The 25,868-nt window shown below is 59.7% G+C and carries 22 protein-coding genes; 17 read left to right on the top strand and 5 right to left on the bottom strand.

Annotation, left to right across the window (positions count from 1 at the left end; genetic code table 11):
• The first annotated feature begins 6 nt into the window (after positions 1–6).
• From AC1DWG_RS05080 to AC1DWG_RS05050, 7 genes are all read left to right on the top strand, one after another.
• On the top strand, positions 7–1,023 hold the full coding sequence (locus AC1DWG_RS05080; RefSeq protein ID WP_477787407.1) for a heme-dependent oxidative N-demethylase family protein: 1,017 nt from the start codon (positions 7–9) through the stop codon (positions 1,021–1,023).
• 35 nt (positions 1,024–1,058) lie between these two features.
• Positions 1,059–2,189: an aminomethyl transferase family protein gene (locus AC1DWG_RS05075; protein WP_477787406.1), complete on the top strand. Its 1,131-nt coding sequence runs from the start codon at positions 1,059–1,061 to the stop codon at positions 2,187–2,189.
• A 31-nt stretch (positions 2,190–2,220) separates the two neighbouring features.
• The gene (gene purU, locus AC1DWG_RS05070) at positions 2,221–3,087 is read left to right on the top strand and encodes a formyltetrahydrofolate deformylase (RefSeq protein ID WP_477787405.1); all 867 of its coding nucleotides are present in this window, start codon (positions 2,221–2,223) and stop codon (positions 3,085–3,087) included.
• A 51-nt stretch (positions 3,088–3,138) separates the two neighbouring features.
• Positions 3,139–4,506 (top strand): NAD(P)-binding domain-containing protein, encoded by a 1,368-nt coding sequence (locus tag AC1DWG_RS05065; RefSeq protein WP_477787404.1) that lies wholly within the window; start codon positions 3,139–3,141, stop codon positions 4,504–4,506.
• A gap of 15 nt (positions 4,507–4,521) precedes the next feature.
• Positions 4,522–6,864, top strand: coding sequence for a DUF1989 domain-containing protein (locus AC1DWG_RS05060; RefSeq protein ID WP_477787403.1), 2,343 nt, complete (start codon positions 4,522–4,524; stop codon positions 6,862–6,864).
• Between the two features lie 73 nt (positions 6,865–6,937).
• Positions 6,938–8,617 (top strand): APC family permease, encoded by a 1,680-nt coding sequence (locus tag AC1DWG_RS05055; protein WP_477787402.1) that lies wholly within the window; start codon positions 6,938–6,940, stop codon positions 8,615–8,617.
• A 95-nt stretch (positions 8,618–8,712) separates the two neighbouring features.
• Complete coding sequence (locus tag AC1DWG_RS05050) at positions 8,713–9,636, top strand: bifunctional 5,10-methylenetetrahydrofolate dehydrogenase/5,10-methenyltetrahydrofolate cyclohydrolase (protein ID WP_477787401.1); 924 nt, start codon at positions 8,713–8,715, stop codon at positions 9,634–9,636.
• Positions 9,637–9,689: 53 nt separating this feature from the next.
• Here AC1DWG_RS05050 and AC1DWG_RS05045 read toward each other — a convergent pair whose 3' ends face one another.
• The 5 genes from AC1DWG_RS05045 to glnT all read right to left on the bottom strand — a co-directional run bounded on the left by AC1DWG_RS05045 (position 9,690) and on the right by glnT (position 15,643).
• Positions 9,690–11,015 carry an ammonium transporter gene (locus AC1DWG_RS05045; RefSeq protein ID WP_477787400.1) on the bottom strand — a complete coding sequence of 442 codons (1,326 nt, stop codon included), beginning with the start codon at positions 11,013–11,015 and terminating at the stop codon, positions 9,690–9,692.
• 260 nt (positions 11,016–11,275) lie between these two features.
• Positions 11,276–12,616 carry an FMN-binding glutamate synthase family protein gene (locus tag AC1DWG_RS05040; protein WP_477787399.1) on the bottom strand — a complete coding sequence of 447 codons (1,341 nt, stop codon included), beginning with the start codon at positions 12,614–12,616 and terminating at the stop codon, positions 11,276–11,278.
• 15 nt (positions 12,617–12,631) lie between these two features.
• Positions 12,632–13,315, bottom strand: a complete 684-nt coding sequence (locus AC1DWG_RS05035) for a GltB/FmdC/FwdC-like GXGXG domain-containing protein (protein ID WP_151213101.1) — start codon at positions 13,313–13,315, stop codon at positions 12,632–12,634.
• 11 nt (positions 13,316–13,326) lie between these two features.
• Entirely contained in the window at positions 13,327–14,232 is a 906-nt protein-coding gene (locus tag AC1DWG_RS05030; protein ID WP_477787398.1) for a class II glutamine amidotransferase, read from the bottom strand.
• Positions 14,233–14,308: 76 nt separating this feature from the next.
• Positions 14,309–15,643, bottom strand: coding sequence for a type III glutamate--ammonia ligase (glnT, locus tag AC1DWG_RS05025; RefSeq protein ID WP_477787397.1), 1,335 nt, complete (start codon positions 15,641–15,643; stop codon positions 14,309–14,311).
• Positions 15,644–15,930: 287 nt separating this feature from the next.
• On the opposite strand from glnT, the gene AC1DWG_RS05020 reads away from it, so the two are divergent.
• The 10 genes from AC1DWG_RS05020 to grrM all read left to right on the top strand — a co-directional run bounded on the left by AC1DWG_RS05020 (position 15,931) and on the right by grrM (position 25,856).
• Positions 15,931–16,530, top strand: coding sequence for a helix-turn-helix domain-containing protein (locus tag AC1DWG_RS05020; protein WP_008003699.1), 600 nt, complete (start codon positions 15,931–15,933; stop codon positions 16,528–16,530).
• 241 nt (positions 16,531–16,771) lie between these two features.
• Positions 16,772–17,638, top strand: coding sequence for a formyltetrahydrofolate deformylase (gene purU, locus AC1DWG_RS05015; protein WP_477787396.1), 867 nt, complete (start codon positions 16,772–16,774; stop codon positions 17,636–17,638).
• Positions 17,635–18,540 carry a bifunctional methylenetetrahydrofolate dehydrogenase/methenyltetrahydrofolate cyclohydrolase FolD gene (gene folD, locus AC1DWG_RS05010; RefSeq protein ID WP_477787395.1) on the top strand — a complete coding sequence of 302 codons (906 nt, stop codon included), beginning with the start codon at positions 17,635–17,637 and terminating at the stop codon, positions 18,538–18,540. Before purU (AC1DWG_RS05015) ends, folD begins: the two co-directional genes overlap by 4 nt.
• Positions 18,522–19,763 carry an FAD-dependent oxidoreductase gene (locus tag AC1DWG_RS05005; RefSeq protein WP_477787394.1) on the top strand — a complete coding sequence of 414 codons (1,242 nt, stop codon included), beginning with the start codon at positions 18,522–18,524 and terminating at the stop codon, positions 19,761–19,763. Before folD ends, AC1DWG_RS05005 begins: the two co-directional genes overlap by 19 nt.
• Before the next feature lie 13 nt (positions 19,764–19,776).
• Positions 19,777–20,076, top strand: coding sequence for a sarcosine oxidase subunit delta (locus AC1DWG_RS05000; protein WP_160386915.1), 300 nt, complete (start codon positions 19,777–19,779; stop codon positions 20,074–20,076).
• Complete coding sequence (locus AC1DWG_RS04995; RefSeq protein WP_477787393.1) at positions 20,073–22,970, top strand: 2Fe-2S iron-sulfur cluster-binding protein; 2,898 nt, start codon at positions 20,073–20,075, stop codon at positions 22,968–22,970. The genes AC1DWG_RS05000 and AC1DWG_RS04995 overlap by 4 nt, the downstream gene beginning before the upstream one ends.
• A 3-nt stretch (positions 22,971–22,973) precedes the next feature.
• Positions 22,974–23,570, top strand: a complete 597-nt coding sequence (locus tag AC1DWG_RS04990; RefSeq protein ID WP_477787392.1) for a sarcosine oxidase subunit gamma — start codon at positions 22,974–22,976, stop codon at positions 23,568–23,570.
• 425 nt (positions 23,571–23,995) lie between these two features.
• A complete protein-coding gene (locus AC1DWG_RS04985; RefSeq protein ID WP_477787391.1) occupies positions 23,996–24,205 on the top strand; it encodes a hypothetical protein in 210 nt (69 codons plus the stop codon).
• A 253-nt stretch (positions 24,206–24,458) separates the two neighbouring features.
• Positions 24,459–24,647, top strand: a complete 189-nt coding sequence (locus AC1DWG_RS04980; RefSeq protein ID WP_477787390.1) for a hypothetical protein — start codon at positions 24,459–24,461, stop codon at positions 24,645–24,647.
• Positions 24,648–24,674: 27 nt separating this feature from the next.
• Positions 24,675–25,856: a cyclophane-forming radical SAM/SPASM peptide maturase GrrM/OscB gene (gene grrM, locus AC1DWG_RS04975; RefSeq protein ID WP_477787389.1), complete on the top strand. Its 1,182-nt coding sequence runs from the start codon at positions 24,675–24,677 to the stop codon at positions 25,854–25,856.
• Positions 25,857–25,868: the final 12 nt, after the last annotated feature.

Raw genomic sequence — 25,868 nt, 5'->3', positions numbered from 1 at the left:
TCGACCATGACCATTCAATCAAGCCCCGTGCAGAGCTATCGAGACGATTTCAGCTTTCGCAACAGCCCCGCCGCCATCCGCCGTTTTCCCTTCCCCTTCACCGAGGACAGCTACCTGTATTCGGTGAACATCGAACCGGCGACCTCCCGGGATCCCGGCTCGATTTACCAGCACGGGTTCGACATCGACGAACACTACCGCTCGGAAATGGCCGAACGCGCCCTGGTACTGGACAAGGACCCACGGCGTTACCTGGTGATGCCGCACATGCAAGTGGCCGCCTGGGATGCGCTGCAGATGCTCATGGAGCACCTGGCCGCGGATTATCCGCAGTGGTTCTCGCTGGTGCGTGAAGGTGATCACTGGCATTGGCGCAACACGCTGCTGAACATCGATCAGCACTTTGTGTTCGGTGATGCCACCAGCCTGCCCTGCGAGCCGCTGGAGTTCATCGGCCGACAGGTGCAAGGGGATTTCGCCCTGCTCGATCAACGCGACGGCGATCTGTACATGGACGCCGGCCTGGTCACCAGCCCGGCCGACTGGTCCCTGGCCTTCGACGCCGGCATGAGTTTCAAGCAGTGGCACTCGCCGGTGCCCATGGCCCACCAGATGGGCATCTTCGACCGCGCGCTGAAATACCTGCTCAACCTGCAAGTGGGGCAGCCGGTGCGGCGTCTGAACTGGACGCTGACCATCAACCCGCGCCTGGACTCCTCCCCCGAGACTTTCCATGAATGGGGCGCCGACCGCGGCCGCATCACCGCCGAAAACGTCGGGCAACAGGTTCACCTGCGGGTCGAGCTGCAAGTGATGGCCCGCCTGCCGCGCAGCAACGCGGTGATGTTCAGCATCCGCACCTACCTGATCAGCATGCAGGAGCTGGTCACCCAGCCCGGCTGGAGCTGCCGCCTGCACCGTGTGCTGCGCGACCTGCCTGAGCCGATCGCCGACTACAAGGGCATGAGCCGCTACCGACAGACCTTGGTCGAGTGGCTGAGCCGCTTCGACCCGCAAGCCTGAACCCTGACCCACTTTTTTCCGACAAGGACCTTCACATGACGCATTCATGGCGTATTTCTGCACTGGCCGAACGGCACCGCGCACTCGGCTCGAACCTCGAAGACTGGAACGGCATGGGCACTGCCTGGACCTACGACAGCGATCTTGCCGATCACCATCAGGCGATCCGCACCCGGGCCGGACTGATGGATGTGTCCGGGCTGAAAAAAGTCCATTACGTCGGCCCCCACGCCGAGAGCCTGCTGCAATGGGCGACCACCCGCGACATCGCCAAGCTGTACCCCGGCAAGTCGGTGTATGCCTCGATGCTCGACGAGGAAGGCAAGTTCGTCGATGACTGTATCGTCTACCGCACCGGACCCAACGCCTTCATGGTGGTCCACGGCGCGGGCACCGGCTACGAAATGCTCGTGCGCTCATCCCAGGGCCGGCAGGTGGCGGTGCTGTTCGATGACGACCTGCACGACCTGTCGCTGCAAGGGCCGCTGGCGGTGGACTTTCTCGCCGAGCACGTTCCCGGGATCCGTCAGCTGCCTTACTTCCATCACCTGCAAACCCGCCTGTTCGATCGCCCGGTGATGATCTCGCGCACCGGCTATACCGGCGAACGCGGCTACGAGATTTTCTGCAAGGCCGCCGATGCCCCGGCGTTGTGGGACACGATCCTCGAACAGGGCGCGGGCCTGGGCATCATCCCTTGCGCCTTTACCGCCCTGGACTGGTTGCGGGTGGAAAGCTCGCTGATGTTTTTCCCCTACGACAACTCGCAGATGTACCCCTTCGCCGATCAGAAGGCTGGCGACACTCTGTGGGAAATGGGCCTGGATTTCACCGTCTCCCCGGACAAACGCGAATTCCGTGGCGCCGAAGAGCACTTTCGGTTGCGCGGCCGGGAGCGCTTCAAGATCACCGGCGTGTTGCTCGAAGGCGTCCGCGCCGCCCAGGCCGGCGACACTCTGTGGCAAGGCAACCAGCAAGTCGGGGTGGTCACCTGCGGCATGTATTCGCGCCTGAGCAAACGCTCAATGGCCATCGCCCGCATGAGCGTCGCCTGCTCGAATCCAGGCATTGCCCTGCAGGTGCGCGGTAGCCAGGAAAGCGCCGCAGTGACCCACGCCCTGCCCTTCGACGACCCGGAAAAAAACAAGCGCACGGCCAAGGGCTGAGCCTCCAACCACTTTATCCAAGGGGCCTTCGATGGACACTTCCAACGAACATTACATTCTCAAGATCAATTGCCCGGCAGCGTCCGGCATCGTGGCCGCGATCACCACCTGCCTGGCCGGACAGCAGTGCTACATCAGCGAGCTGGCGCAATTCGACGACGAGTTCACCGGGCAGTTTTTCATGCGCGCGGTGTTCCGCTTCAACACCGGCGTGACGGGCGATATCGGTGCCCTGCGCGAGGATCTGGGTGACCTGGCCGGCGGCTTCGACATGCAGTGGCAACTGTTCTGCAGCAGTCAGCCGACCCGGGTGCTGCTGATGGTCAGCAAGTTCGACCACTGCCTGACTGACCTGCTGTACCGCCACCGCAAAGGCGAGATGGACATGCACATCACCGCAGTGGTCTCCAACCACCTGGACCTGCGAGCCATGGCCGAACGCGAAGGCATTCGTTTCATCTACCTGCCGATCACCAAGGACAGCAAGGCCAGCCAGGAAGCCGAGTTGATGCGCATCGTCGAGGACACCCGGACCGATCTGGTGGTGCTCGCGCGCTACATGCAGATTCTGTCCGACGGACTGTGCCAGCAGCTGTCCGGCCGGGCCATCAACATCCATCACTCGTTCCTGCCCGGTTTCAAGGGCGCCAAGCCCTATCACCAGGCCTATGACCGTGGCGTAAAGCTGATCGGCGCCACCGCCCACTACGTCACCAGCGACCTCGACGAGGGGCCAATCATCGAGCAGGAAATCCAGCGGGTCGACCATACCCACCTGCCCGACTCGCTGGTTGCCATCGGCCGCGACACCGAAACCGTAGCGCTTTCCAAAGCCCTGAAATACCACCTGGAACACCGGGTGTTCATCAACCAGGACAAGACGGTGATTTTTCGCTGAGCGAGCCCTTTTCCGATCCTCAGACACGAGACATAGCCACGAGAAACGACCATGACCACACGCATAGCAATCATCGGCGCCGGCCCTTGCGGCATGGCTCAACTGCGGGCATTTCAATCGGCCAGGGACCAGGGAACACCCATCCCGGAACTGGTCTGCTATGAAAAACAGCAAGACTGGGGTGGCATGTGGAATTACACCTGGCGCACCGGCCTGGACGAGAACGGCGAACCGGTGCATGGCAGCATGTATCGCTACCTGTGGTCGAACGGCCCGAAGGAATGCCTGGAGTTCGCCGACTACACCTTCGAAGAACATTTTGGCCGCCCCATCGGCTCCTACCCACCACGGGAAGTGCTGTGGGACTACATCAAGGGCCGCGTCGAAAAAGCCGGGGTTCGCGACTACATCCGTTTCAACAATGTGGTGCGCCAGGTCACCTTTGACGAAGAGACTCGCCGCTTCACGGTGGTCGCCCACGACCACGGCAGCGATACCCAGACCTCGGAACAGTTCGATTATGTGATCAACGCCTGCGGGCACTTTTCGACGCCGAAGATGCCGTACTTCCCAGGATTCGAGCAGTTCGGCGGGCGCATCCTGCACGCCCATGATTTCCGCGAGGCGCTGGAGTTCAAGGGCAAGGATCTGTTGATCGTCGGCAGCAGCTATTCCGCCGAAGACATCGGTTCACAGTGCTACAAGTACGGCGCCCGCAGCATCACCAGCTGCTATCGCACCGCGCCCATGGGCTATGACTGGCCCGCCAACTGGGAAGAAAAACCGCTGTTGCAGCGCCTGGAAAAAAACCGCGCGTACTTTATCGACGGCACCCACAAGCACATCGATGCGGTGATCCTCTGCACCGGCTACAAACATCACTTCCCCTTCCTGCCGGACGAACTGTGCCTGAAGACCGACAACCGGCTATGGCCGATGAACCTGTACAAGGGCATTTTCTGGGAGCCCAACCCGCAACTGATCTACCTCGGCATGCAGGACCAGTGGTACTCGTTCAACATGTTCGACGCCCAGGCCTGGTACGCCCGCGACGTGATCCTGCAACGCATCACTCTACCCGACCAGACACAAAGGGCCGCCGATAATCAGCAATGGCATGCCCGTGAACAGCAGCTTGAAACCAACCAGCAGATGTTCGAATACCAGGGCGCCTATATCCAGCAACTGGTGGACGCCACCGACTACCCGAACTTCGATATCGCCGCGGTCAACGACACCTTCCTGCACTGGAAGCACGACAAGGCCCACAACATCATGGGGTACCGCGACAAGTCCTACCGATCGCTGATGACCGGCACCCAGTCGCCACCCCACCACACGCCTTGGCTGCATGCCCTTGACGATTCCATGGCGGCGTACCTCGCTGAACCGCCGATGTCCGTCAAGTCGATCGGTTGACCCGGGAGCCTCACCATGAACGCACCTCGTGTTTCCCGCCCGCGGGAGCCCGGACTGTTTGCCCGAGCCCCGGCCCTGGAGCGCTATCGGGTGGCCGCCGGCGGCCTGACCCTTGTCGCGTTGCAGCCCGGCGACAGCCTGCAAGTGATCGACCTCGAAGGCCGGCAACCCTGCGAATTGCTGGCCATGGATACGCTCGGTCGCAACACCCTGGCAGCTTGGGCGCTGAGCGGTTCGACTGCCTGCGGCTTCATCGGCGCACGGCTCGCCGAACCGACCTTGCAGTCGCGTCGCATCAACCAGGCCTTGAGCCGGCGCGGGATTGACCCGCACCATCTGCCCAGCGCCATCTCACTCTGGGACGAGGACCGCCCCGCCAACTTCAGCCGCCACTTTATCGCCAGCGATGAACTGCTGGTGATTGTCGCTGCGCCCGCCGGGCCAACGGCTGTCGATCGGCAGTATCGGCCCAGCGAACTGAGGTTGTGGGTGACACGGGCCAATCCCTCGCCGCTGCTGCTCCCGACATTGCCTGAACCCCTGGGCGAGTTAATTGACGAATTCACCATTAGCGCCGGCACCGCCCGCAGTTACACCGTCGGCAAAGGTCAGTATGTGCAGGTGCTGGATGTCGCCGGTCGCCAGTGCTCGGACTTCGTCGCCCTGGATCGACGGGCACTGGATCGCGGCCTGGAACTGGACCTGGACCAGACCGTGACCCGCACCCTGAACGGCAGCGCCTATCCGGCACCGGGACTGTTTTCGAAATTTTTCGACCGGCAGATGCAGCCGATGCTGGAGGTGGTGCGCGACACCGTCGGCCGCCACGACTCCTTCGCCCTGGCCTGCGCCGCGCGCTATTACGAGAGCCACGGCTACTTCGGGCACGACAACTGCAGCGACAACCTCAGCCAGGTGCTGGCACCCCATGGGGTCAAGACCCGGGGCGGCTGGCCGGCGATCAATTTTTTCTTCAATACCGGGATCGACGCACACCAGCAGATGACCCTGGATGAACCCTGGTCGCGTCCCGGCGACTACGTGCTGCTGCGCGCCATGACCGACCTGGTGTGCGGCAGTACTTCGTGCCCGGATGACATCGACCCGGCCAATGGCTGGAGCCCAACCGATATCCATGTCCGCATCTACAGCGGAAAGGAGCGTTTTTCCATCGCCATGAGCACTCGAACCACGGCCGATGCCGACCCGATTCTTACCCGTGAGTCCGCGTTCCACTCACGCACCAGCGCCTTGACCGGCAGCTTCGTCGACTACCGCAACTGGTGGCTGCCGCTGCGCTATGACGGCTATGGCGCGATCGAGGAATACCTCGGTTGCCGCGAGCGAGCGGCGGTGATGGACCTGACCGCCCTGCGCAAATTCGAAATCATCGGCCCCGACGCCGAAGCCTTGTTGCAGTACTGCCTGACCCGCGACGTGCGTCGCCTGGCGGTGGGTCAAGTGGTGTATTCGGCCATGTGCCACGAACACGGCGGCATGCTCGACGACGGCACCTTGCTGCGCCTGGGCCCGGACAATTTCCGCTGGATCTGCGGCGAAGACTACGCCGGGGTGTGGCTGCGCGAGCAGGCGCAAAAACTCGGCATGAAGGTCTGGATCAAGTCCGCCAGCGAGCAGATCCATAACCTGGCGGTGCAAGGCCCGATGAGCCGCGAGCTGCTCAAGCAAATGGTCTGGACCGCGCCCAACCAGCCGAGTCTGGAAACCCTGGGCTGGTTCCGTTTTCTGGTGGGACGCCTGGACGGTTACGACGGCTGCCCGCTGATGATCTCGCGCACCGGCTACACCGGTGAACTGGGCTACGAAGTCTGGTGCCAGCCTGAGGATGCCGAGCGGGTCTGGGACCGAATCTGGGCGCTGGGCCAACCCTTGGGCCTGGTGCCGTTGGGCCTGGAAGCGCTGGACATGCTGCGCATCGAAGCCGGGCTGATTTTTGCCGGCTACGAATTCAGCGACCAGACCGATCCGTTCGAGGCCGGTATCGGCTTTTGCGTACCGCTGAAAAGCAAAACCGATGACTTCATCGGCCGCGACGCCCTGTTGCGGCGCAGCACCCATCCCGCTCACAAACTGGTGGGTCTGCAACTGAGCGGTAACGAAGGCGCCCACCACGGTGACCCGGTGTACCACGGTCGGGCCCAGGTCGGGGTCATCACCAGTGCCTGCCGCTCGCCGCTGCTGGCCAGCAATATCGCGCTGTGCCGGGTCGACGTGGCCTGCGCCGACGTCGGCACAACGCTTGAGATCGGCAAAGTCGATGGCCTGCAGAAGCGCATCAGCGCCACGGTCACCGCGGCGATTTTCTACGACCCGGACAAGAGCCGGGTACGCAGTTGATCGATTAAACGAGCTTGTGCGCCACCTGACTTTGACTGCCCCACTACCACTACTCAGACATGGGAATACGAAGATGGAAGCGACTACGTTCGAGGCCGTACCGCAGGCCGCCGGTTCAGTGGGCAGCCTGCACCGCAAGATCGATTGGCGCGGGGCGTTCTGGGTCGCCAGTGGCGTGCCCGCCCTGGTGCTGTTCTCTATCGGCGCGATTGCCGCCACGGTCGGCAAACCGGCCTGGATCGTCTGGATCGTGTCGATCCTGTTCGGGTTCATACAGGCCTTCACCTATGCCGAAATCGCTGGACTGTTCCCGCACAAGTCTGGCGGTGCCTCGGTTTACGGCGCGGTGGCCTGGGTGCGTTACAGCAAGCTGATCGCACCGGTCTCGGTGTGGTGCAACTGGCTGGCCTGGTCGCCGGTGCTGTCCATTGGCTCAGGGCTGGCGGCGGGTTACATCCTCACCGCCTTGTTTCCCGCCGATGCGCTGATCAACACCTGGCAACTGACCCTGGTCGATCTGGGCTGGATCAAGAGCGGCCTGTCGCTACGGATCAACGCAACTTTTGCCATCGGCCTGTTGATCCTGCTGACGGTCTTTGCCGTGCAACATGGTGGCATCCTGCGCTCGGCACGCCTGACCCTGGTGCTCGGTGTAACGTCACTGATTCCATTGCTGCTGGTGGGTGTGGTGCCTTTGTTCACCGGGGATGCGGCCCAGGCCAATTTCCTGCCGTTGTACCCGCTGGCACATGATGCGGCCGGACAAGTCATCGACGGACCCTGGGACATTTCCGGCTGGTCGCTGATGGCCGGCGGGTTGTTCATGGCTGCGTGGTCGACCTACGGGTTCGAAACGGCGGTGTGCTACACCCGGGAATTCAAGGACCCCAAGCGCGACACCTTCAAGGCGATCTTCTATGCCGGCTTGCTGTGCATTCTGGTGTTCACCCTGGTACCCCTGGCGTTTCAAGGCAGTCTCGGCCTTGGTCAGCTAGTCACACCGGCAGTGCTCGATGCCAGCGGCGCGGTCATCACGCCTGCGGTCTACAGCGGTCTGTTAGCGCCGGCGATCTACAGCGGCATGGGGGTTGGCCAGGTCATGGCGGACAGCATTGGCGGCGGCAAGGTGGTCGCCAACATCGTGCTGATCATGCTGGTCCTGGCCACCTTGCTGGCGATCATGACCTCGATGTCCGGTTCCTCGCGCACCCTGTATCAGGCATCGGTGGACGGCTGGCTGCCAAAATACCTGGGGCGCACCAATGAACACGGCGCCCCCACTGCGGCAATGTGGACGGATCTGTCATTCAATCTGCTGCTGTTGCTGATGTCCGATTATGTATTCGTGCTCGCGGCGTCCAACGTCAGCTACATCATCTTCAACTTCCTCAACCTCAACGCCGGCTGGATCCATCGTCTGGACAGACCTGACTGGGCGCGTCCGTACAAAGCCCCTACCGTGCTGTTGGCAGCCGGTGGCGTACTGAGTTTCGTCAACCTGGCGTGCATGGGGTTGGGTGCCGATATCTGGGGCGCGGGAACGCTGATGACGGGCTTGCTGCTGGCGTTACTGATCCTGCCGGTGTTCTGCTTCCGCCACTATGTGCAGGACAAGGGGCGCTTCCCGCAAGCGATGCTCGACGACCTGTACGTTCAAGCCGATGCCGGCCTGAAACGCGCGGGCTGGTTGCCCTATGCCACGCTGATTGCGGGCGTGCTGGTGGTATACGGCTGCCATCAACTGGTAGCCTGAGCGTCCTTGCCCGCAGGTCTGTGATGAATCATCGGGGTGCAACGGCGCCTCGATGATCGCATCGTCCCCATACAATCAAGACAACGGTGACTCTTTTGATCAGCACCATCCCCGCACTTGCCCGCGATATCGACGGCAAAGCCATCGCTGCCCAGGTTCTCGAGGAAGTTCGAGAAGAGGTTCAAGTACTGGCGCGACAACAGATCTACCCTGCCCTGGCGGTGCTGCTCGTCGGTGAAGACCCGGCCAGCGAGGTCTATGTGCGCAACAAGCTGCTGCGGGCCAAAGAGGTCGGCATCCATTCCCTGGAGTACCGTCTGGCAGAAAACGCCAGCCAGCACGATGTGCTGGAGCTGATCGCACAACTGAACGCCGACGTCACGGTGAACGGCATCCTGGTGCAATTGCCATTGCCGACCCATATCGACGAGGCGGCGGTGATTCATGCGATAGATCCGATCAAGGACGTGGACGGCTTTCATCGGGAAAACGTCGGTGGACTGGTCCAGGGCATCGAGGTCCTGACGCCCTGTACACCCAGCGGCTGCATGCGTCTGCTGCACGAAACCTGCGGTGACCTGAGTGGCTTGCACGCGGTCGTCATCGGCCGTTCGAACATTGTCGGCAAACCGATGGCGACGCTGCTGTTGCAGGCCGACTGCTCGGTCAGCGTGGTGCACTCGCGCAGCGTCGATGCTCCAGCATTGTGCAGGCTGGCGGACATCGTCGTCGCTGCGGTGGGTCGCCCCAATCTGATCGATGCCAGTTGGCTCAAACCCGGGTCGGTGGTGATCGACGTCGGCATCAATCGCATTGCCGGCGAATCGGGCAACCGCTTGGTCGGCGATGTCGATTACGAGAGTGCACGCACCGTGGCCAGCGCGATCACGCCGGTGCCCGGTGGTGTCGGACCGATGACCATTGCCTATCTGCTGAAGAACACCCTGATCGCCAGTCAATTGCAGCGTGCCGCCGCAGCGCGCGAGCGAAAGTCGATCAGTGATGCAGCGTTGACCTGAGCACCACGAAAACGGCCCACTCGAAGGTGGGCCGTGTCGTTCAACAGTAACGATCAGTGGTTGTAGGCACGCTCGTTGTGCTCGGCCAGATCCAGGCCCATTTCCTCTACCGATTCATCGGCGCGCAAGCCGACCAGGGCATTGACCACTTTGAGAATGATCCAGCTGATGGCGAAGCAGTACACCGTCGTCAGCAACACGCCCTTGATCTGCGCCACGACCTGAGCCCCCATGCTCACGCCTTCCACCAACCCGCCCAGGGACGGCACGCAGAACACGCCGGTCAATACCGCGCCAATCATTCCGCCGATGCCGTGCAAGCCAAACACGTCGAGGCTGTCGTCATAACCGAAGCGGCGTTTCAGCACAGTGACGCTCAGGTAGCAGAACACCCCGCACAGCAGACCGATGGCCAACGCGCCGCCTACGCCCACATAGGCGCACGCCGGAGTAATGCCGACCAAACCGGCCAAAGCACCGCTGGCCAGGCCCAAAGCACTCGGCTTGCCGACCTTGAACCACTCGGTGAACATCCAGCCGAGAATCCCCGCGCAAGCACCCAGTTGGGTGTTGAGCATGACAATGCCCGAAGTGCCATTGAGACCGCCGCCGGAACCGATGTTGAAACCGAACCAGCCGACCCAAAGCATGGCCGCGCCGGCCATGGTCAGGCTCAAGTTGTGCGCCGGCATCGGCGTATTCTCGTAGCCCTTGCGCTTGCCGAGGATCAGGCAGGCAGCCAGCGCGGCGACACCGGCATTGATGTGCACCGCTGTACCGCCAGCAAAATCGAGCACGCCCCAGTTATGCATCAAGGCCCCCGCACCGCCCCAGACCATATGCGCCACCGGGGCATAAACCAGGGTGAACCACAGGGCCATGAACAGCAGCGCCGCTGAGAACTTCATGCGTTCGGCAAACGCGCCGGCGATCAGCGCCGGGGTGATGATGGCGAAGGTCATCTGGAAGGTCACGAACACCCCTTCCGGTATCTCGCCGACCAGACTTTCCGGGGTCATTCCGGCGAGAAAGGCCCGACTCAGCCCGCCGACAACACTGTTGAAGGTCACCTCCCCTTCAACCATACCTGTGGTGTCGACCACCATGCTGTAACCGTAGATCACCCACAAAACGCCCACCAGACCGGCGATGCCGAAGCATTGGGTGAACAGCGACAACATGTTTTTCGCCCGCACCAGACCACCGTAAAACAACGCGAGCCCCGGCAGACACATGAACAACACCAGCACCGCGGCGGTGACCATCCAGGCGGTGCTGCCGGTGTTCAAGGTGGGTGCATCGGCCGCCTGCGCCAGCGGCACGAGCGCGCCGGCCGCCAATAAGCCGAAAAGGGATTTGCCGAGAAGACGATTGATCATGTTCAAAGCTCCTGCAAAAGAATGGTAGGTGTCTGGCAGCGAGCAAAATGAGTGTGTACGGGCCTCTTGGGAGACCTCTTGATCATTGAATTTACATGCCGCGGTATTTCAGCCCCTCCGATATCTGTGGCGAGCGAGCTTGCTCCGGGCGGCGATCCGACGCCGGGCTGCGTAGCAGCCCCAAAATTCCGGTAACCATTACGGATTTTGCGAGTGCTGCGCACTCGAACGGGAGCAAGCTCCCTCGCCACAGCTTTTTGTCAGTAACCGGTACCGGAACCCGGAACCCAACTGGTCCCCGCCAATGGCACCCGGGCCATGGCGGCCGACTCCACAGTCAAGGCCACCAGGTCTTCAGGATCCAGATTGTGCAGGTGCGACTTGCCGCAGGCCCGTGCCATGGTCTGTGCCTCCAGCACCAGTACGCGCAGGTAGTTGGCCAGACGGCGACCACCTTCCACCGGGTCCAGACGTTTGGACAGTTCCGGGTCCTGGGTGGTAATACCGGCCGGGTCGCGGCCGTTCTGCCAGTCGTCGTAGAAACCTGCCGCCGAACCAATCTTGTGCAGTTCTTCATCCAGTCGCGGGTGGTTGTCACCCAGTGCGATAAGCGCCGCCGTGCCGATCGCCACGGCATCGGCGCCCAACGCCATGGCCTTGGCCACGTCGGCACCGTTGCGAATCCCCCCCGAAACGATCAACTGAACCTTGCGATGCATGCCCATCTCTTGCAAAGCCTGTACCGCTTGCGGGATCGCCGGCAAAATCGGAATGCCCACGTGTTCGATAAACACTTCCTGGGTCGCCGCGGTGCCGCCTTGCATGCCGTCGAGCACAATCACATCGGCCCCGGCCTTCACCGCCAGCTTGACGTCGTAGTAAGGCCGGCTCGCCCCGATCTTTACGTAGATCGGCTTTTCCCAATCAGTGATCTCGCGGATCTCGGCAATCTTGATCGCCAGGTCATCCGGCCCGGTCCAGTCCGGGTGACGGCAGGCACTGCGCTGGTCGACGCCGATCGGCAAGGTGCGCATGCCGGCCACCCGTTCGGTGACTTTCATGCCCAGCAACATGCCGCCGCCACCGGGTTTGGCGCCCTGCCCCAGGACGATTTCGATGGCGTCCGCCTTGCGCAGGTCGTCCGGATTCATGCCGTAGCGCGACGGCAGGTACTGATAGACCAGATGCTGCGACTGCCCGCGCTCCTCCGGGGTCATGCCGCCGTCACCGGTCGTGGTGCTGGTACCGGCGATTGTCGCGCCTCGGCCCAACGCTTCCTTGGCATTGGCCGACAACGCACCGAAGCTCATGCCGGCGATGGTCACCGGAATCTTCAGGTGGATCGGCTTCTTGGCGAAGCGGTTGCCGAGGATCACGTCAGTGCCGCACTTCTCCCGATAGCCTTCGAGCGGGTAGCGCGACACGCTGGCGCCGAGCAGCAGCAAGTCGTCGAAATGCGGCACCTTGCGTTTGGTGCCACCACCGCGGATGTCATAGATACCGGTCTCGGCGGCACGCTGGATTTCCTGGATGGTCAGGCGATCGAAGGTGGCCGATTCGCGCAGGACTGGAGGGGATTTTGGATTAGTGGAGTCGCTCATATTCTTGCTCCTGGATCAGTACGCGGAGGCGTTATCGACTTTGAAGTTGTACAACTGACGGGCCGAGCCGTAGCGCTTGAAGTCAGCCGCCTTGTGCTCGAAACCGGCGCGGTTGAGCAGAACTTGCAGTTCCTCCAGGTGTTCGGCGCGCATCTCTTTTTCGACGCAGTCCGAACCCAGGGAAGCGACGGTACCCCGCACATAGATGTGGGTTTCGTACAGCGAATCACCCAGGGCATCGCCCGCATCGCCACACACCACCAGGCGCCCGGCCTGGCCCATGAAGCAGCTCATGTGGCCGATGCTGCCGCCGACCACGATGTCGATGCCTTTCATGGAAATTCCACAACGGGCACCGGCATCGCCTTCGATCACCAATAACCCGCCATGAGCGGTGGCGCCTGCGGCCTGGGACGCACTGCCCTTGATCCGCACCATGCCCGACATCATGTTTTCCGCGACACCGACACCAGCATTGCCATGTACGGTGATGCACGCTTTCTGGTTCATGCCCGCGCAGTAGTAGCCGGCGTGCCCCTGGATATCGATGGACACGGCCTGGTTCACCCCGACCGCGAGGTTGTGCTTGCCGTTGGAATGAGTCACCACCCACTCGCGGTCTTCTACGTTATGGACCTGGTCATGCAGCGCCTGATTGAGATCACGCACGGTGGCGGTGGAAAGATCGATGGTTTTCATGTGTGCGCTCCTTAAGCTGACTCGCGTTCCCAGATGTACAGGGTGGCCGGTGCCGGCTCCCAGATCCTGGCGTGTTCGATACCTGGCAGGCTCGACAGCGCCTGATATTCGGAGGCCATGGCAACGTAATCGTCGGTCTCGGCGAGAATCGCCGGTTTGCAGGCAATCGGGTCGCGGATCACCGCAAAGCCATTGCGGGTACCGATGGCGAAAGTGAAGAAGCCATCCAGGTCCTCCAGCGAATGATCCAGCGCCTCTTTCAGCGAGTCGCCTTGTTGCAGGCGCCAGGTCAGGTAGCCGGCGGCCACTTCCGTATCGTTGTCGGTTTCGAAGTGGATGCCTTCGCGCTTGAGTTCCTGGCGCAGACGAAAGTGATTGGACAGCGAGCCGTTATGCACCAGGCACAGGTCGGCGCCGGTGGAAAACGGGTGGCTGCCCTCCATGGTCACCGCGCTTTCGGTGGCCATGCGGGTGTGGCCAATGATGTGGCTGCCCTTCATGCTGGCCAGGCCGAAGCGTTGGGAAATTTCCTGGGGCAAGCCCATGCCCTTGAGGATTTCGATGCTCTGCCCGGCGCTCATGATGCGGATGCTCGGGGCCAGTTCGGCGAGGGCCAGACGGACTGGCGTTTCTTCGGCATGGATCTTCAAGACGGCGGCGCTGGCGTTCTGGAACCAGTCCAGCGAACAGCCGAGACGGCCTTCCAGTTCGCCCATCAGGGTTTTCCAGTCGAAGGCTTCGGTGGTCGCCTGCAGGGTCAGCTTGACCCAGCCATCGGGCACTTCATCGCCATAGATGGCGAAGCCGGCACTGTCCGGGCCACGATCGGTCATGGCCTGTAGCATCGGTTCGAAGAGCTGACCGAGCCGGGATTCCAGCTGCGGATTTTTCAGGTAAAGGCCTACGATTCCACACATGACAACAGTCCTCACTACGTTCGGCAGCCGCAAGTTTCAAGCTGCGAGATGGTTCGCTTGAGCGCGCCGGTGGCGCCTAGAAAAATTCGGTGTAGCGCTGCACTTCCCAGTCGGAAACATGGCGGCTGTATTCCACCCACTCCATGCGCTTGAGCTTGATGAACTCGCCAACGATCTGCGGGCCCATGACCTCGGCGAACAGCGGGTCGGCTTCCAGCGCATCGCAGGCTTCCTTGAGCGATTGCGGCAGGGTCTTGATGCCGCGCGCGGCAATCTGCTCCAGGCTCAGGCTGTAGAGGTTTTCGTTGCAGACGTGGTCGATTTCCAGCTGACGGTCGATACCGTCGAGGCCCGCCGCGATAATCGCCGCGCTGACCAGATAGGGATTGCAACCGGCGTCCGGCAGGCGGAACTCCAGGCGACCGTAGGGCACCCGCACCATCGCTGAGCGGTTGTTGGCGCCGAAGGCAATAAAGGCTGGCGCCCAGGTCGCGCCGGACAACGAGTTGCCCACCACCAGCCGCTTGTAGGAGTTGACCGTCGGCGCGGCAAAAGCACAGAGCGCCGGGCCGTGGGCCAGCAGCCCAGCGGCGAAGTGATAGGCCATTTTTGACAGGCCCATGCCGCTCGGGTCGCTGGCATCAAAGAACAGGTTCTTGTTCTCGGCGCTGCTGATCGACAGGTGAAAGTGCATGCCGTTGCCGGCGCGTTTCGGGTCGGGCTTGGGCATGAACGAGCAGATCATGCCCAGGTCATTGGCAATCTCGCCGGCGGCCATACGAAAGAAGGTGAATCGATCCGCCGAGGTCATGGCGTCGCTGTAGGTGTAATTGATCTCGAATTGGCCGTTGGCGTCTTCGTGGTCGATTTGATAGACCTCGAAATCCACCGCCTGCAACGCTTCGGTCAGGCGCTCGAGGAACACCCGGGAGCGCGACAGGCCTTTGTAGTCGTAGCAAGGCTTGTCCAGGTTGTCGCTGGCGTCGACCAACTGCAGTTTGCCCAGCTCGTCGCGGCGCATCAGGTTGAATTCAGGTTCCAGGCCGGTGTTGAGCGTCCAGCCCTTGTCTTCCAGGCGACGAACCTGCTGCTGCAGAACGTAACGGCTGTCATAAGGATGCGGCTTGCCGTCGACATGACCGATGCACACGATCCGGCCATAACCCGGTTGCCAGGGCACAGGCATCAGCGTGGACAAATCGCCACGGGCCATGAAGTCCGGACCGTGGGGTTCCATGCCCATGCCGCTGATGGCGAACCCGGCAAAACCCGCGCCGTCCTCGGCCACGGCCTTGAGTCCACAGATCGGCACCGATTTGGTCTTGGCCGAACCATGGATATCGACAAACTGCGCAAGCACATACTTGATCCCGTGCTTGTCGATGATGCGCTGGGTTTCTGCTGGCAACATTGCTCGTCACTCCTCGCGAAAAAGGGCAAATCATTGTGGAAAGGCCGTCACTTCCTTTTTATATTCCTGAAAAGAAAGTTAGTTTCCCAATAGGAATGCAAGGCCCTTGCCAGAATCGCGAATGAAAAGCTGAAGTGCCGTAACCAGCGCTTTTGTGCTGTATATATGGGAATATTCTTTTCCCGGTGGGAATACCGCCCAATGGGCTGGAGAGGAACGCCGAGATTTGCACTTTCTCAGTGCGAAACTAATATTACTGAACAGAAAGTGTGCAGGATCTAAAGACTATGCCGACCGAAACCGCCCCGCGCCTCAAGCTCGAGCAATACCTGGGTTTGCAAATCAAACGCCAGCGCCAGGCGCAGGACCTGAAATTGTCCGATGTGGCGAAAATTGCCGACATCAGCCAAGGCATGTTGAGCAAAATTGAAAACGCCCAGGTCTCCACCAGCCTCGATACCCTGAGCCGTCTGTGCGACGTGCTCGGTCTACCCTTGTCGAAGTTGTTCAGTGAGTACGATCAGCAAGATGGCAGCGCGCAGTTGGTCAAGGCCGATCAAGGTATGGAAGTGGTTCGTCGCGGAACCGAGAAAGGCCATACCTACCATCTGCTCAATCACACACGCGGGCCGAAGAAGAGTTTCGAGGCCTACATGGTGAGCATGGATGACGCCAGCGAGGAGTTTCCGACCTTCTCCCATCCGGGCACCGAGTTTCTCCACCTGCTCGAAGGCGAATTGATTTATCGCCACGGCAATCAGCTGTATCGCATGGAAGCCGGTGATAGCCTGACCTTCGAAGGAGAAATCCCCCATGGCCCGGAACAGCTGGTGCAAGTGCCGATCCGCCTGCTGTCGATCATGAATTACGGCAACGACAAAGAATAATCCCCGCCCCACTCCCCGTTCGATTCCAACCCTGAGGCCGACCTGTGTCGGCCTCAGGCGTTTTCCTGCCAGTTAAAAAACTTTCACAAAAATTCTGGACGCGGCGCGGGCATTCCCCTATAAAGCCAACTTCAGGAATATTTTATTCCCCATAAGAAAATTCACTCACGGACGAGATTGCTGTTTACCCATGTTTTTTTCGCTATGCGATGAGCTGCCGCCATCTTCCCGAGGACGTGTCATGCAACACGAAAAAAACCATTTCATCATCAAGATCACCTGTCCCGCGGTGTCCGGCATCGTCGCGGCGGTCACCACATACCTGGCTGACAACGGTTGCTACATCGGGGAGATGGCGCAATTCGACGACGACTTCAGCGGCCGATTTTTCATGCGCGCGGTGTTCCGTTTCAACGACGGACACTTGGGTGATATCCAGCAGATCAAAGAAGGCTTCAGCGACGTCGCCAACGCATTCGACATGACCTGGGAACTGCACGACACCCGCGAACCGATGCGCGTACTGCTGATGGTCAGCAAGTTCGACCATTGCCTGACCGATCTGCTCTACCGCTACCACAAGGGCGAGATGGACATGACCATCACCGCCATCGTTTCCAACCATCTGGACCTGCGGCCCATGGCCGAGCGCGAGGGTATACGCTTCATCTATTTGCCTGTGACGAAAGACACCAAGGCCCGGCAGGAAGCCGAGTTGATGAAAGTTGTCGACGACACTGGCACCGAACTGGTGGTGTTGGCGCGCTACATGCAGATCCTTTCCGATGACCTGTGCAAGCAACTCTCGGGCCGCGCGATCAACATCCATCACTCGTTTCTGCCGGGATTCAAAGGTGCCAAGCCTTATCACCAGGCTTACCAACGCGGGGTGAAACTGATCGGCGCTACGGCGCACTACGTCACCAGTGACCTCGACGAAGGGCCAATCATTGAACAGGAAGTGCAGCGCGTCGATCACGTTTATCTGCCGGACGATCTGGTCGCCACCGGCCGTGACACAGAAACCGTGGCCCTGTCCAAGGCAGTCAAGTACCACCTGGAGCACCGGGTTTTCCTCAACCAGGACAGAACGGTGATCTTTCGATGAACACGCCCAGACTGATTGACGGAAAAGCCGCCGCCGCGCGTGTGCTGATCCAGGTTCGCAAGGACGTGGATGATCTTCGCGAGCAAGACATTCAACCGGCCCTGGCTGTGATTCTGGTGGGCAGCGACCCGGCCAGCCAGGTTTACGTGCGCAACAAGATCCTGCGCGCCGAAGAGGTGGGCATTCGCTCCGTGGAGCATCGACTGTCCAGCGACACCAGCACCGAACAACTGCTGAACCTGATTGGCAGGCTGAATGCCGACCCTTCGATCAACGGCATTCTGCTGCAATTGCCGTTGCTGGCTCACATCGACGAATTGCGCGCCCTGGAGGCCATCGCCCCGGTCAAGGACGTCGATGGTTTTCACAGTGAAAACGTCGGTGGCCTCAGCCAGGGCCGCACGGTGCTGGCCCCCTGCACGCCCAGCGGTTGCCTGTACCTGTTGGAACAAACCTGCGGCGATCTGCGCGGTAAACACGCGGTGGTGATCGGCCGCTCGAACATCGTCGGCAAACCCATGGCCGCCCTGCTGCTCAAGGCTGATTGCTCAGTGACCGTGCTGCATTCGCGCAGCCCGGATCCGCAGGCGTTGTGCCGTCAGGCCGACATCGTCATCGCCGCCGTAGGGCGCCCACGGCTGATCGACGCCAGCTGGCTGAAGCCCGGCGCGGTGGTGATTGATGTCGGCATCAACCGCATCGACGACCAGGGCCGCAGCCGTCTGGTGGGCGACGTCGATTTCGACAGCGCCCTGCCCCACGTCGCGGCGATCACCCCGGTTCCCGGTGGCGTCGGCCCGATGACCATTGCCTTTTTGATGAAAAACACCGTGACCGCAGCCCTGGTGCAACATCAGGCTCAACGCAGCCAATCGGAGGCCCTATGCCGTTCAATCTATTGAAGTACGGGTTGAGTTCGGAGTATCCGGTGGAAGTCGATCTACCGCCGCCCCGGGAACTCAAATCGAGCTATGACGTGGTGATCATCGGTGCCGGCGGCCACGGCCTGGCAACCGCTTATTACCTGGCCAGGTACCACGGCATTACCAACATCGCGGTACTGGAAAAGTCCTATCTGGGTGGTGGCAATACCGCGCGCAACACCGCGGTGATCCGCTCCAATTACCTGACCAGCGAAGGCGTGCGCTTTTACGCCGAGTCGGTGCGGATGTTCCAGGGGCTGTCCAACGAATTCGATTTCAACATCATGTACTCCGAGCGCGGCCAACTGACCCTGGCCCATACGGATGCCACCGTGCGTTCGTTCCGCCAGCGGGCCGAGGTCAACAAGCACTTCGGTGGTCGCACCGAAATGATCGACCGCCAGCAGATTCGCGAACTGGTGCCCAGCCTCAACCTCGACCCCGGTCACCTGCCGGTCATCGCGGGCCTCTGGCACATCGACGGCGCCACCGCGCGCCACGACGCCGTCGCCTGGGGCTACGCCAAGCAGGCGGCCAAGCGCGGCGTGGAAATCCACCAGCTCACTGAAGTGCAAGACCTGATCATCGAGAATGGGGCAATCACCGCCGTGAAGACCAATCGCGGCACCATCAAGTGCGGCTGCGCGGTGCAGGCGATTGCCGGGCACAGTTCGCTGCTGATGGCCAAGGCAGGGATTCGTTCGCCGATCCAGACCTTTCCGCTGCAAGCCATGGTCACGCAACCATTCAAACCTTTTCTCGATCCGCTGGTGAGCTCCTCGGCGCTGCATTGCTACGTGCAACAGACCAGCCGTGGTGAGGTGGTGTTCGGCGGCGGCTCCGATCCTTATCCGCTGTTCAACACCCGTTCCACGCTCGATCTGAAGGAAAGCCTGCTGGCCCACGCCATCGAAATGTTCCCGTTTCTGGCCAACGCCAAGCTGATGCGCCAATGGGCCGGGATCACCGACATGACCCCGGATTACAGCCCGATCATGGGGCTTTCGCCGGTGAAAAATTACTACCTCGACGCCGGTTGGGGCACCTGGGGTTTCAAGGCGACACCGATCTGCGGCAAGACCATGGCAGAACTGGTGGCCAGCGGCGGCAAGGTGCCGGATCTGATCAAGCCTTTCGGCCTCGAGCGCTTTTCGACCTTCCAGCAAGTCAACGAAATGGGCGCTACGGCGGCCAGCCACTGACGGAGAGCGGACCATGAAAATCATCAATTGCCCGCTCAACGGGCCACGCAATATCAGCGAATTCACTTATGGCGGCGAGTTCAAGCCAATGCCCGATCCCGTTCGCTGCAGCGATGCCGAATGGGCCGACTACGTGTTCAACACCGACAACCTCGCCGGCGTGGTGCGCGAATGGTGGATGCACACCCCTTCCAGCTACTGGTTTCTGGCAGAGCGTCACACCGTCAGCGATGAAATTCTTCGCACCTTCGACCCCAAGGAACTCTTCACCGCCCGCGTCGACTTCAGCGCCGCCCAGGAGATCGCAGGATGAACCGCCTACCCGCCCCGATGGGCCTGCTGATCGACCGTGATCAGCCGCTGGATTTCAGTTTCGACGGTCATCGCTATCAAGGCCTGCAAGGCGACAGCATCGCCAGCGCCCTGTTGGCCAATGGACGCTTCCTGATCTCGCGCTCGTTCAAATACCACCGCCCGCGCGGCCCGCTGACCATGGCCGGACAGGACGCCAACAGCCTGGTGCAACTGCCCCAGGAGCCCAATGTGTTGGCCGATGCTCACGCGCTGTCGGCCGGTTTGCAGGTCACGGCGCAGAACGTCAACGGCTCACTGGACAACGATCGCGATGCCTACCTGGGCAAGTTCTCCAAATTCATGCCAGTGGGCTTTTACTACCGTTCCTTCTACAAACCCAAGGGCATGTGGAAAGTCTGGGAACCGATCATTCGCAAGAAGGCCGGCCTCGGCGTGCTCGACCTGACCCTCCAGCCCGAGTATTACGACAAGGCTTACCTGTTCACCGACGTTGCCGTGATCGGTGCCGGGCCCGCCGGACTGCATGCGGCGCTGACGGCGGCCAATGCCGGGGCGAAGGTGTTGCTCATCGAACAACAACCGATTCTCGGTGGTTCGTTGACCTATGCCCGTTTCGATATCGAAGGCAAGAGAGCCGAATCCCTGCGCCGCGAGCTGCTCGCTGCGGTGGAACAACACGCCAATATCCGGATCCTCACCGAGGCGACCTGCAACGCCTGGTTCACCAACAACTACCTGCCGGTCATCCAAGGCAAGCGCATGTACAAGGTGCGTGCCCGCCAATGCCTGGTGTGCAGCGGCGCTTTCGACCAACCGGTGGTGTTTCGCAACAACGATTTGCCGGGCGTGATGCTGACCAGCGCTGCGCAACGCTTGATGAAGTTGTATGCAGTCAAGCCGGGCAAACGCGCGGTGGTGCTGACGGGTAATGATGACGGTTACCTCGCGGCTTTGGATCTGCACGATCAGGGCGTGGAAGTCGCCGCAGTGGTGGACTTGCGCAATGCACCGGGGAACGTCGCCCTGCTGGCGGCCTTGGCGCAACGCAAAATCCGTTGTTTGAGCAACAGCACGGTGTACGAAGCCCTGCACGAAAAGGGTATGCGGCATGTCACCGGCGTCGACGTACGCAAGATCACCGCACAAGGTCAGGTCGCCGAGAGTGGCCTACAACTGGATTGCGACTTGCTGTGCATGTCCGCCGGTTACATGCCGGTCTATCAACTGCTGTGCCAAGCCGGCGGCAAACTGGCCTACGACGATCTGCGTGCCGAGTTCACTCTAAGCGGCCTGCCAAAGAATCTGAATGTCGCCGGTTCGGTCAACGGTCGTCACCAGCTGGATAACGTGATTGCCGACGGCGTGAATGCCGGTGCCGAAGCCGCCCTCGCGCTGAGCCTGACGGTCGGCACGCAACGCGCGCCGTTCAGCGGTGAAGCCCGGGTCAACTTCAACTGGCCGATCTTCCCCCACCCCAAAGGCAAGGACTTCGTCGACTTCGACGAGGATCTGCAAGTGGCCGATATCGTCAACGCGACCAAAATCGGCTATCGCGACGTGCAACTGGTCAAGCGCTACTCCACCGTGGGCATGGGCCCTTCCCAGGGACGTCACTCAGCGTTGCCCACCGCACGGTTGGTCGCCTGGGCTACCCAGCGCAACATCAGCGAAACCGGGGTCACCACGGCACGCCCACCCTTTGTGGCGGAAAAGCTGGCGCATGTTGCCGGCAGGGCTTTCGACCCTTACCGCCAGACACCTATGCACGCCCGGCATGTACAAGCGGGGGCAAAGATGATGCCCGCCGGGATTTGGCAGCGGCCGGCCTACTATGGCAGTGCCAAGGATCGCGACGCCTGTATGCAGGCCGAAGCACTGCACGTGCGCAACAAGGTCGGGATTATCGATGTATCGACTCTGGGCGGTCTCGACGTACGTGGCCCTGACGCCGCCGAACTGCTCAACCGCATGTACACCTTTGCCTTTCTCAAGCAACCGATCGGTCGCTCTCGTTATGCATTGATGACCAATGAGCACGGCGTCGTGATCGATGACGGTGTGTGCGCTCGTTTCGCCGAGAACCATTTCTACGTCACCGCCACCACCAGCGGCGTCGACCGCATCTATCAGCAAATGCTCAAGTGGAACGCACAATGGCGCCTGGACGTGGACGTCGCCAACGTCACCGCCGCTGTCTGCGCGGTCAACGTTGCCGGTCCGGATTCACGCCAGGTGCTGGAGAAAGTTTGCACCGATCTGGATCTGAGCGCCGAAGCGTTCCCTTATCTGGGCGTCCGCCAAGGTACGGTTACCGGTATCAAGGCCAGGTTGTTGCGAGTCGGTTTCGTCGGCGAACTGGGTTATGAAATCCACGTACCCGCGCGTCACGGGCTGAAACTTTGGGACGCGCTGATCGAGGCTGGCAAAGCACACGACATACGTCCCTTCGGCGTCGAAACCCAGCGTCTGCTGCGCCTGGAAAAAGGCCATGTGATCATCAGCCAGGATACCGATGGCATGACCCATCCGGCGGAAATCGACATGGGCTGGGCGGTCAGTCGCAACAAGCCATTCTTCGTTGGCCGGCGCTCGGTGGATATCCTCGAAGCCCAGCCACAAAAACGCAAACTCGTTGGGTTCACTTTGCCCAAGGGCAGCCTGCAACCGCTGGAAGGCCATCTGGTGCTCAATGGCCCGGACATCAGTGGCAACGTCACCTCCTGCGAATATTCCGCAAGCCTGGGCAAGATCATCGGCCTGGCCTATGCCGGCATCGACCAAAGCTCGCCGGGACAACGAATTCCGATCCGCGTCGAAGGTGGAATCGTGGTCCAGGCCGACGTCGTGCCGTTACCCTTCCTTGATCCCACTAACTCGCGCCAGGAGCTTTGACCCATGACCAGCCTGAGACAACAACCTGGCACCGGCCATCCTGCCCTGGCCCTCTTGTCCAGTTGCACGCTAACCGACCTCACCGACCTGCCACGGGTGGGTTTTCGCGGTGCACACAGTGCGGAATATTTGCTGAGCCGCCACTTTTTGCTACCGGACGCTCCCAACCGCGCGGTCGTACAGGATGACGGCAGTCAAGTGGCGCGCCTGTCCCAGACCGAGTACCTGTTGCTGGGCAGCCCCCAGGATCAAGGTGAGCGTGTTGCAGACGAAGAGGCCCGTTGGGAGCTGGACCACAAGGCCAATTACCTGCTGCCGCGCCAGGATAGCCATGCCTGGTTTCAACTCAGTGGCGATCACCTCACAGAGGTCATGGCCAAACTCTGTGGTGTCGATTTGAGTCCGCAGGTTTTTGGCACGGGCACGGTCGCGCAAACCTCGGCCGCGCGTATCAACGTGATCGTGATCAACGCCAGTACCCTGCAACAGCCGAGCTTATTCATCCTGTGTGACCGGACATCGAAGGCTTACTTCAACGCGGCGTTGCTGGATGCAATGGAGGAGTTTTCGGGGTTGGCAACGGATGGGACGCCAGTCTGACGCTTATCAGAAACAGGTGAATCGAAGATCACCCAGGCGTTACAACAACGGACGTCTACTCACACGAAAGCGGTGAGGATTCCACCAAGAGCCAGTCGTTTCGTAGGGGTAAAAACGAAGAAAAATAAAAAGGGGTCGCGAGATAAAATCTCGCAACCCCTTGAATTATATGGTCGGGACGGAGTGATTCGAACACTCGACCCCTAGCACCCCATGCTTGAAAATGGGCGCAATCCCCAGCATTTGTTGAGTCTTCTACTGGCGCTCGCTGCAAACGGTGCCCTACAGAGCTCAACCGAAAATAGCGAATCCCCGAAAAAGTCCCCACACCTTTTCGGCCCTCCCCGGCGTCCTGCCGACCGAACACCAATCCCTTCATTCACTATCTCCCAATGCTACGCTGAAATCTCCACGGAGGATTCGCGATGCCAAATTCTGACTTGCTCCCTTCCCTGCTGTTCAAGCTCAACGAAAACCAACTCGCCCTCGAAGCCGCCATCCTGGAGCTTTCGAATTGGGTCGAGCAGCGCGGATCGGCTGATGTCGCCGACAATGTGCGCTGCGCCCTGGAAGCCATCGACAAGAACGAAGAGTTCATCAAGATGACGCTCGCGGTGATGATGGCGCCGGAGTGACGGCTATCGGCCAAAGCAGACTCTCACCACTCCGAACTCTGATGGTTCATTGAACCGGGGTCTTAATAGCGAAAACTAATATCAAACTGTAAAACGGGGCTGCTTGGCATAAAAAACTAAACAATCATCAAGCTGTAGCATCAAAAATAATGCGTCTAACATTACTCAGTTTCATCCTTGCTTTTTCTTCAAGCTAAGCTAGCGTTAGCTGGGAGGTCATACAACCCCTAACTTTTTTCTCGCAGGATATAAGATGAATAATCAATCAGCCCCACCTGAAAGTTCGACGGCCTATGAACAATTACAGCAATATGTGTCAGAAAACTCTCAAACACCTCAAGATGACGATGAAGAGCAAAAAACTACAGAGGGATGGCTAAAAAAACAAACAGGTCCAAAACCAGAGGGCTGGATGAAAAAGAAAGTATCGCCAGAGACCTAGAACTAAAGCCAAAGAGAAAGGTGCAACATGCGCATGTTATATCCCAATCCACTCAGTTTGGAAAATACTGGAGAGACACCCTTCCCTGATTACTCAAAAACAACGACAACTCTGATACTTCAATCCACTCCTTTTTGCAACATTGCATGTTCATATTGTTATTTAGGGGACAAAGACAACAAAACCAAAATGAGCTTAGAGTCCCTCAAAAATAATATACGCGCACTCAATTCTTCCGGAATGCTCGCTGACAATGTCAACATCAGCTGGCATGCAGGTGAACCTCTGGCACTCCCCGTTGAATATTATGAGGAAGCCGTAAATTTCATTAAATCCGAACTAAAATCCAACATATATTTTCAGTTGCAAACGAACGCCACATTGATTGACGACAAATGGCAACGTTTTATTTCTAATGGTGATTTGCATATTGGGATAAGTCTTGATGGCCCTAAAGAAATTCATGACAAGAACCGAGTGCGTCGCAATGGCCAGGGAACCTTTGAAGCCACGATGCGTGGATTGAAGCTTGTTCAGGATACAGGTGTAGACTTTGGTATCATCTCGGTTGCAGATGAAGAAAGCCTAAAAAACCCAGAAAAATTGTTTGATTTCTTTTCCTCTTTGAACATCCGAAACGTCTCAATCAATATTCCAGAGAAAGAAGGTGAGAACAAAATTGGATTGCGATCCACTCGACCTGTAGAAGACTTGATTAAATCCTTTATCCAATTCTTTTACGCCAGAAGAAACATCCCACTAAGTGTTAGGATCACGCAGATTGAGCGTATGCGAAAACTACTGCTCGGCAATCAAGAATCCATGACGCTTTGCGAAAACATTCCTCTTTCCATACTGACAGTCTCTACCCATGGAGAGTTATTTACTTTTTCACCTGAGCTGCTTGGCTTTGCTCATGAAAACCTTGGCAGTTTCTCAATTGGTGCTCTAGATAGGAAAGTTGTTTTAAATAACAAAAAGCTAATAAGCTTCACTCAAGAAATAGAAAGCGGAGTCGATCTCTGTCGGAAAACCTGTGCTTATTTTCGTGTCTGCGGCGGAGGTCATCCTGCCTCAAAATTTTTTGAATTAGGGCATTTCGCGGGTACAGGACATACTAGCTGTCATATTAATACAAAGCTCTTTGCAGACACTATCTCAGAGCTTTTGCTGAGCGACTTAGATTTTCGAACGTCGCCAGTCAACTAGCTTGCAAGCCGG

This window comes from Pseudomonas sp. P4_B3 (assembly GCF_056402295.1).
The sequence above is the reverse complement of the archived record's forward strand: the minus strand, read 5'-3'. Positions and strand labels throughout refer to the sequence as shown.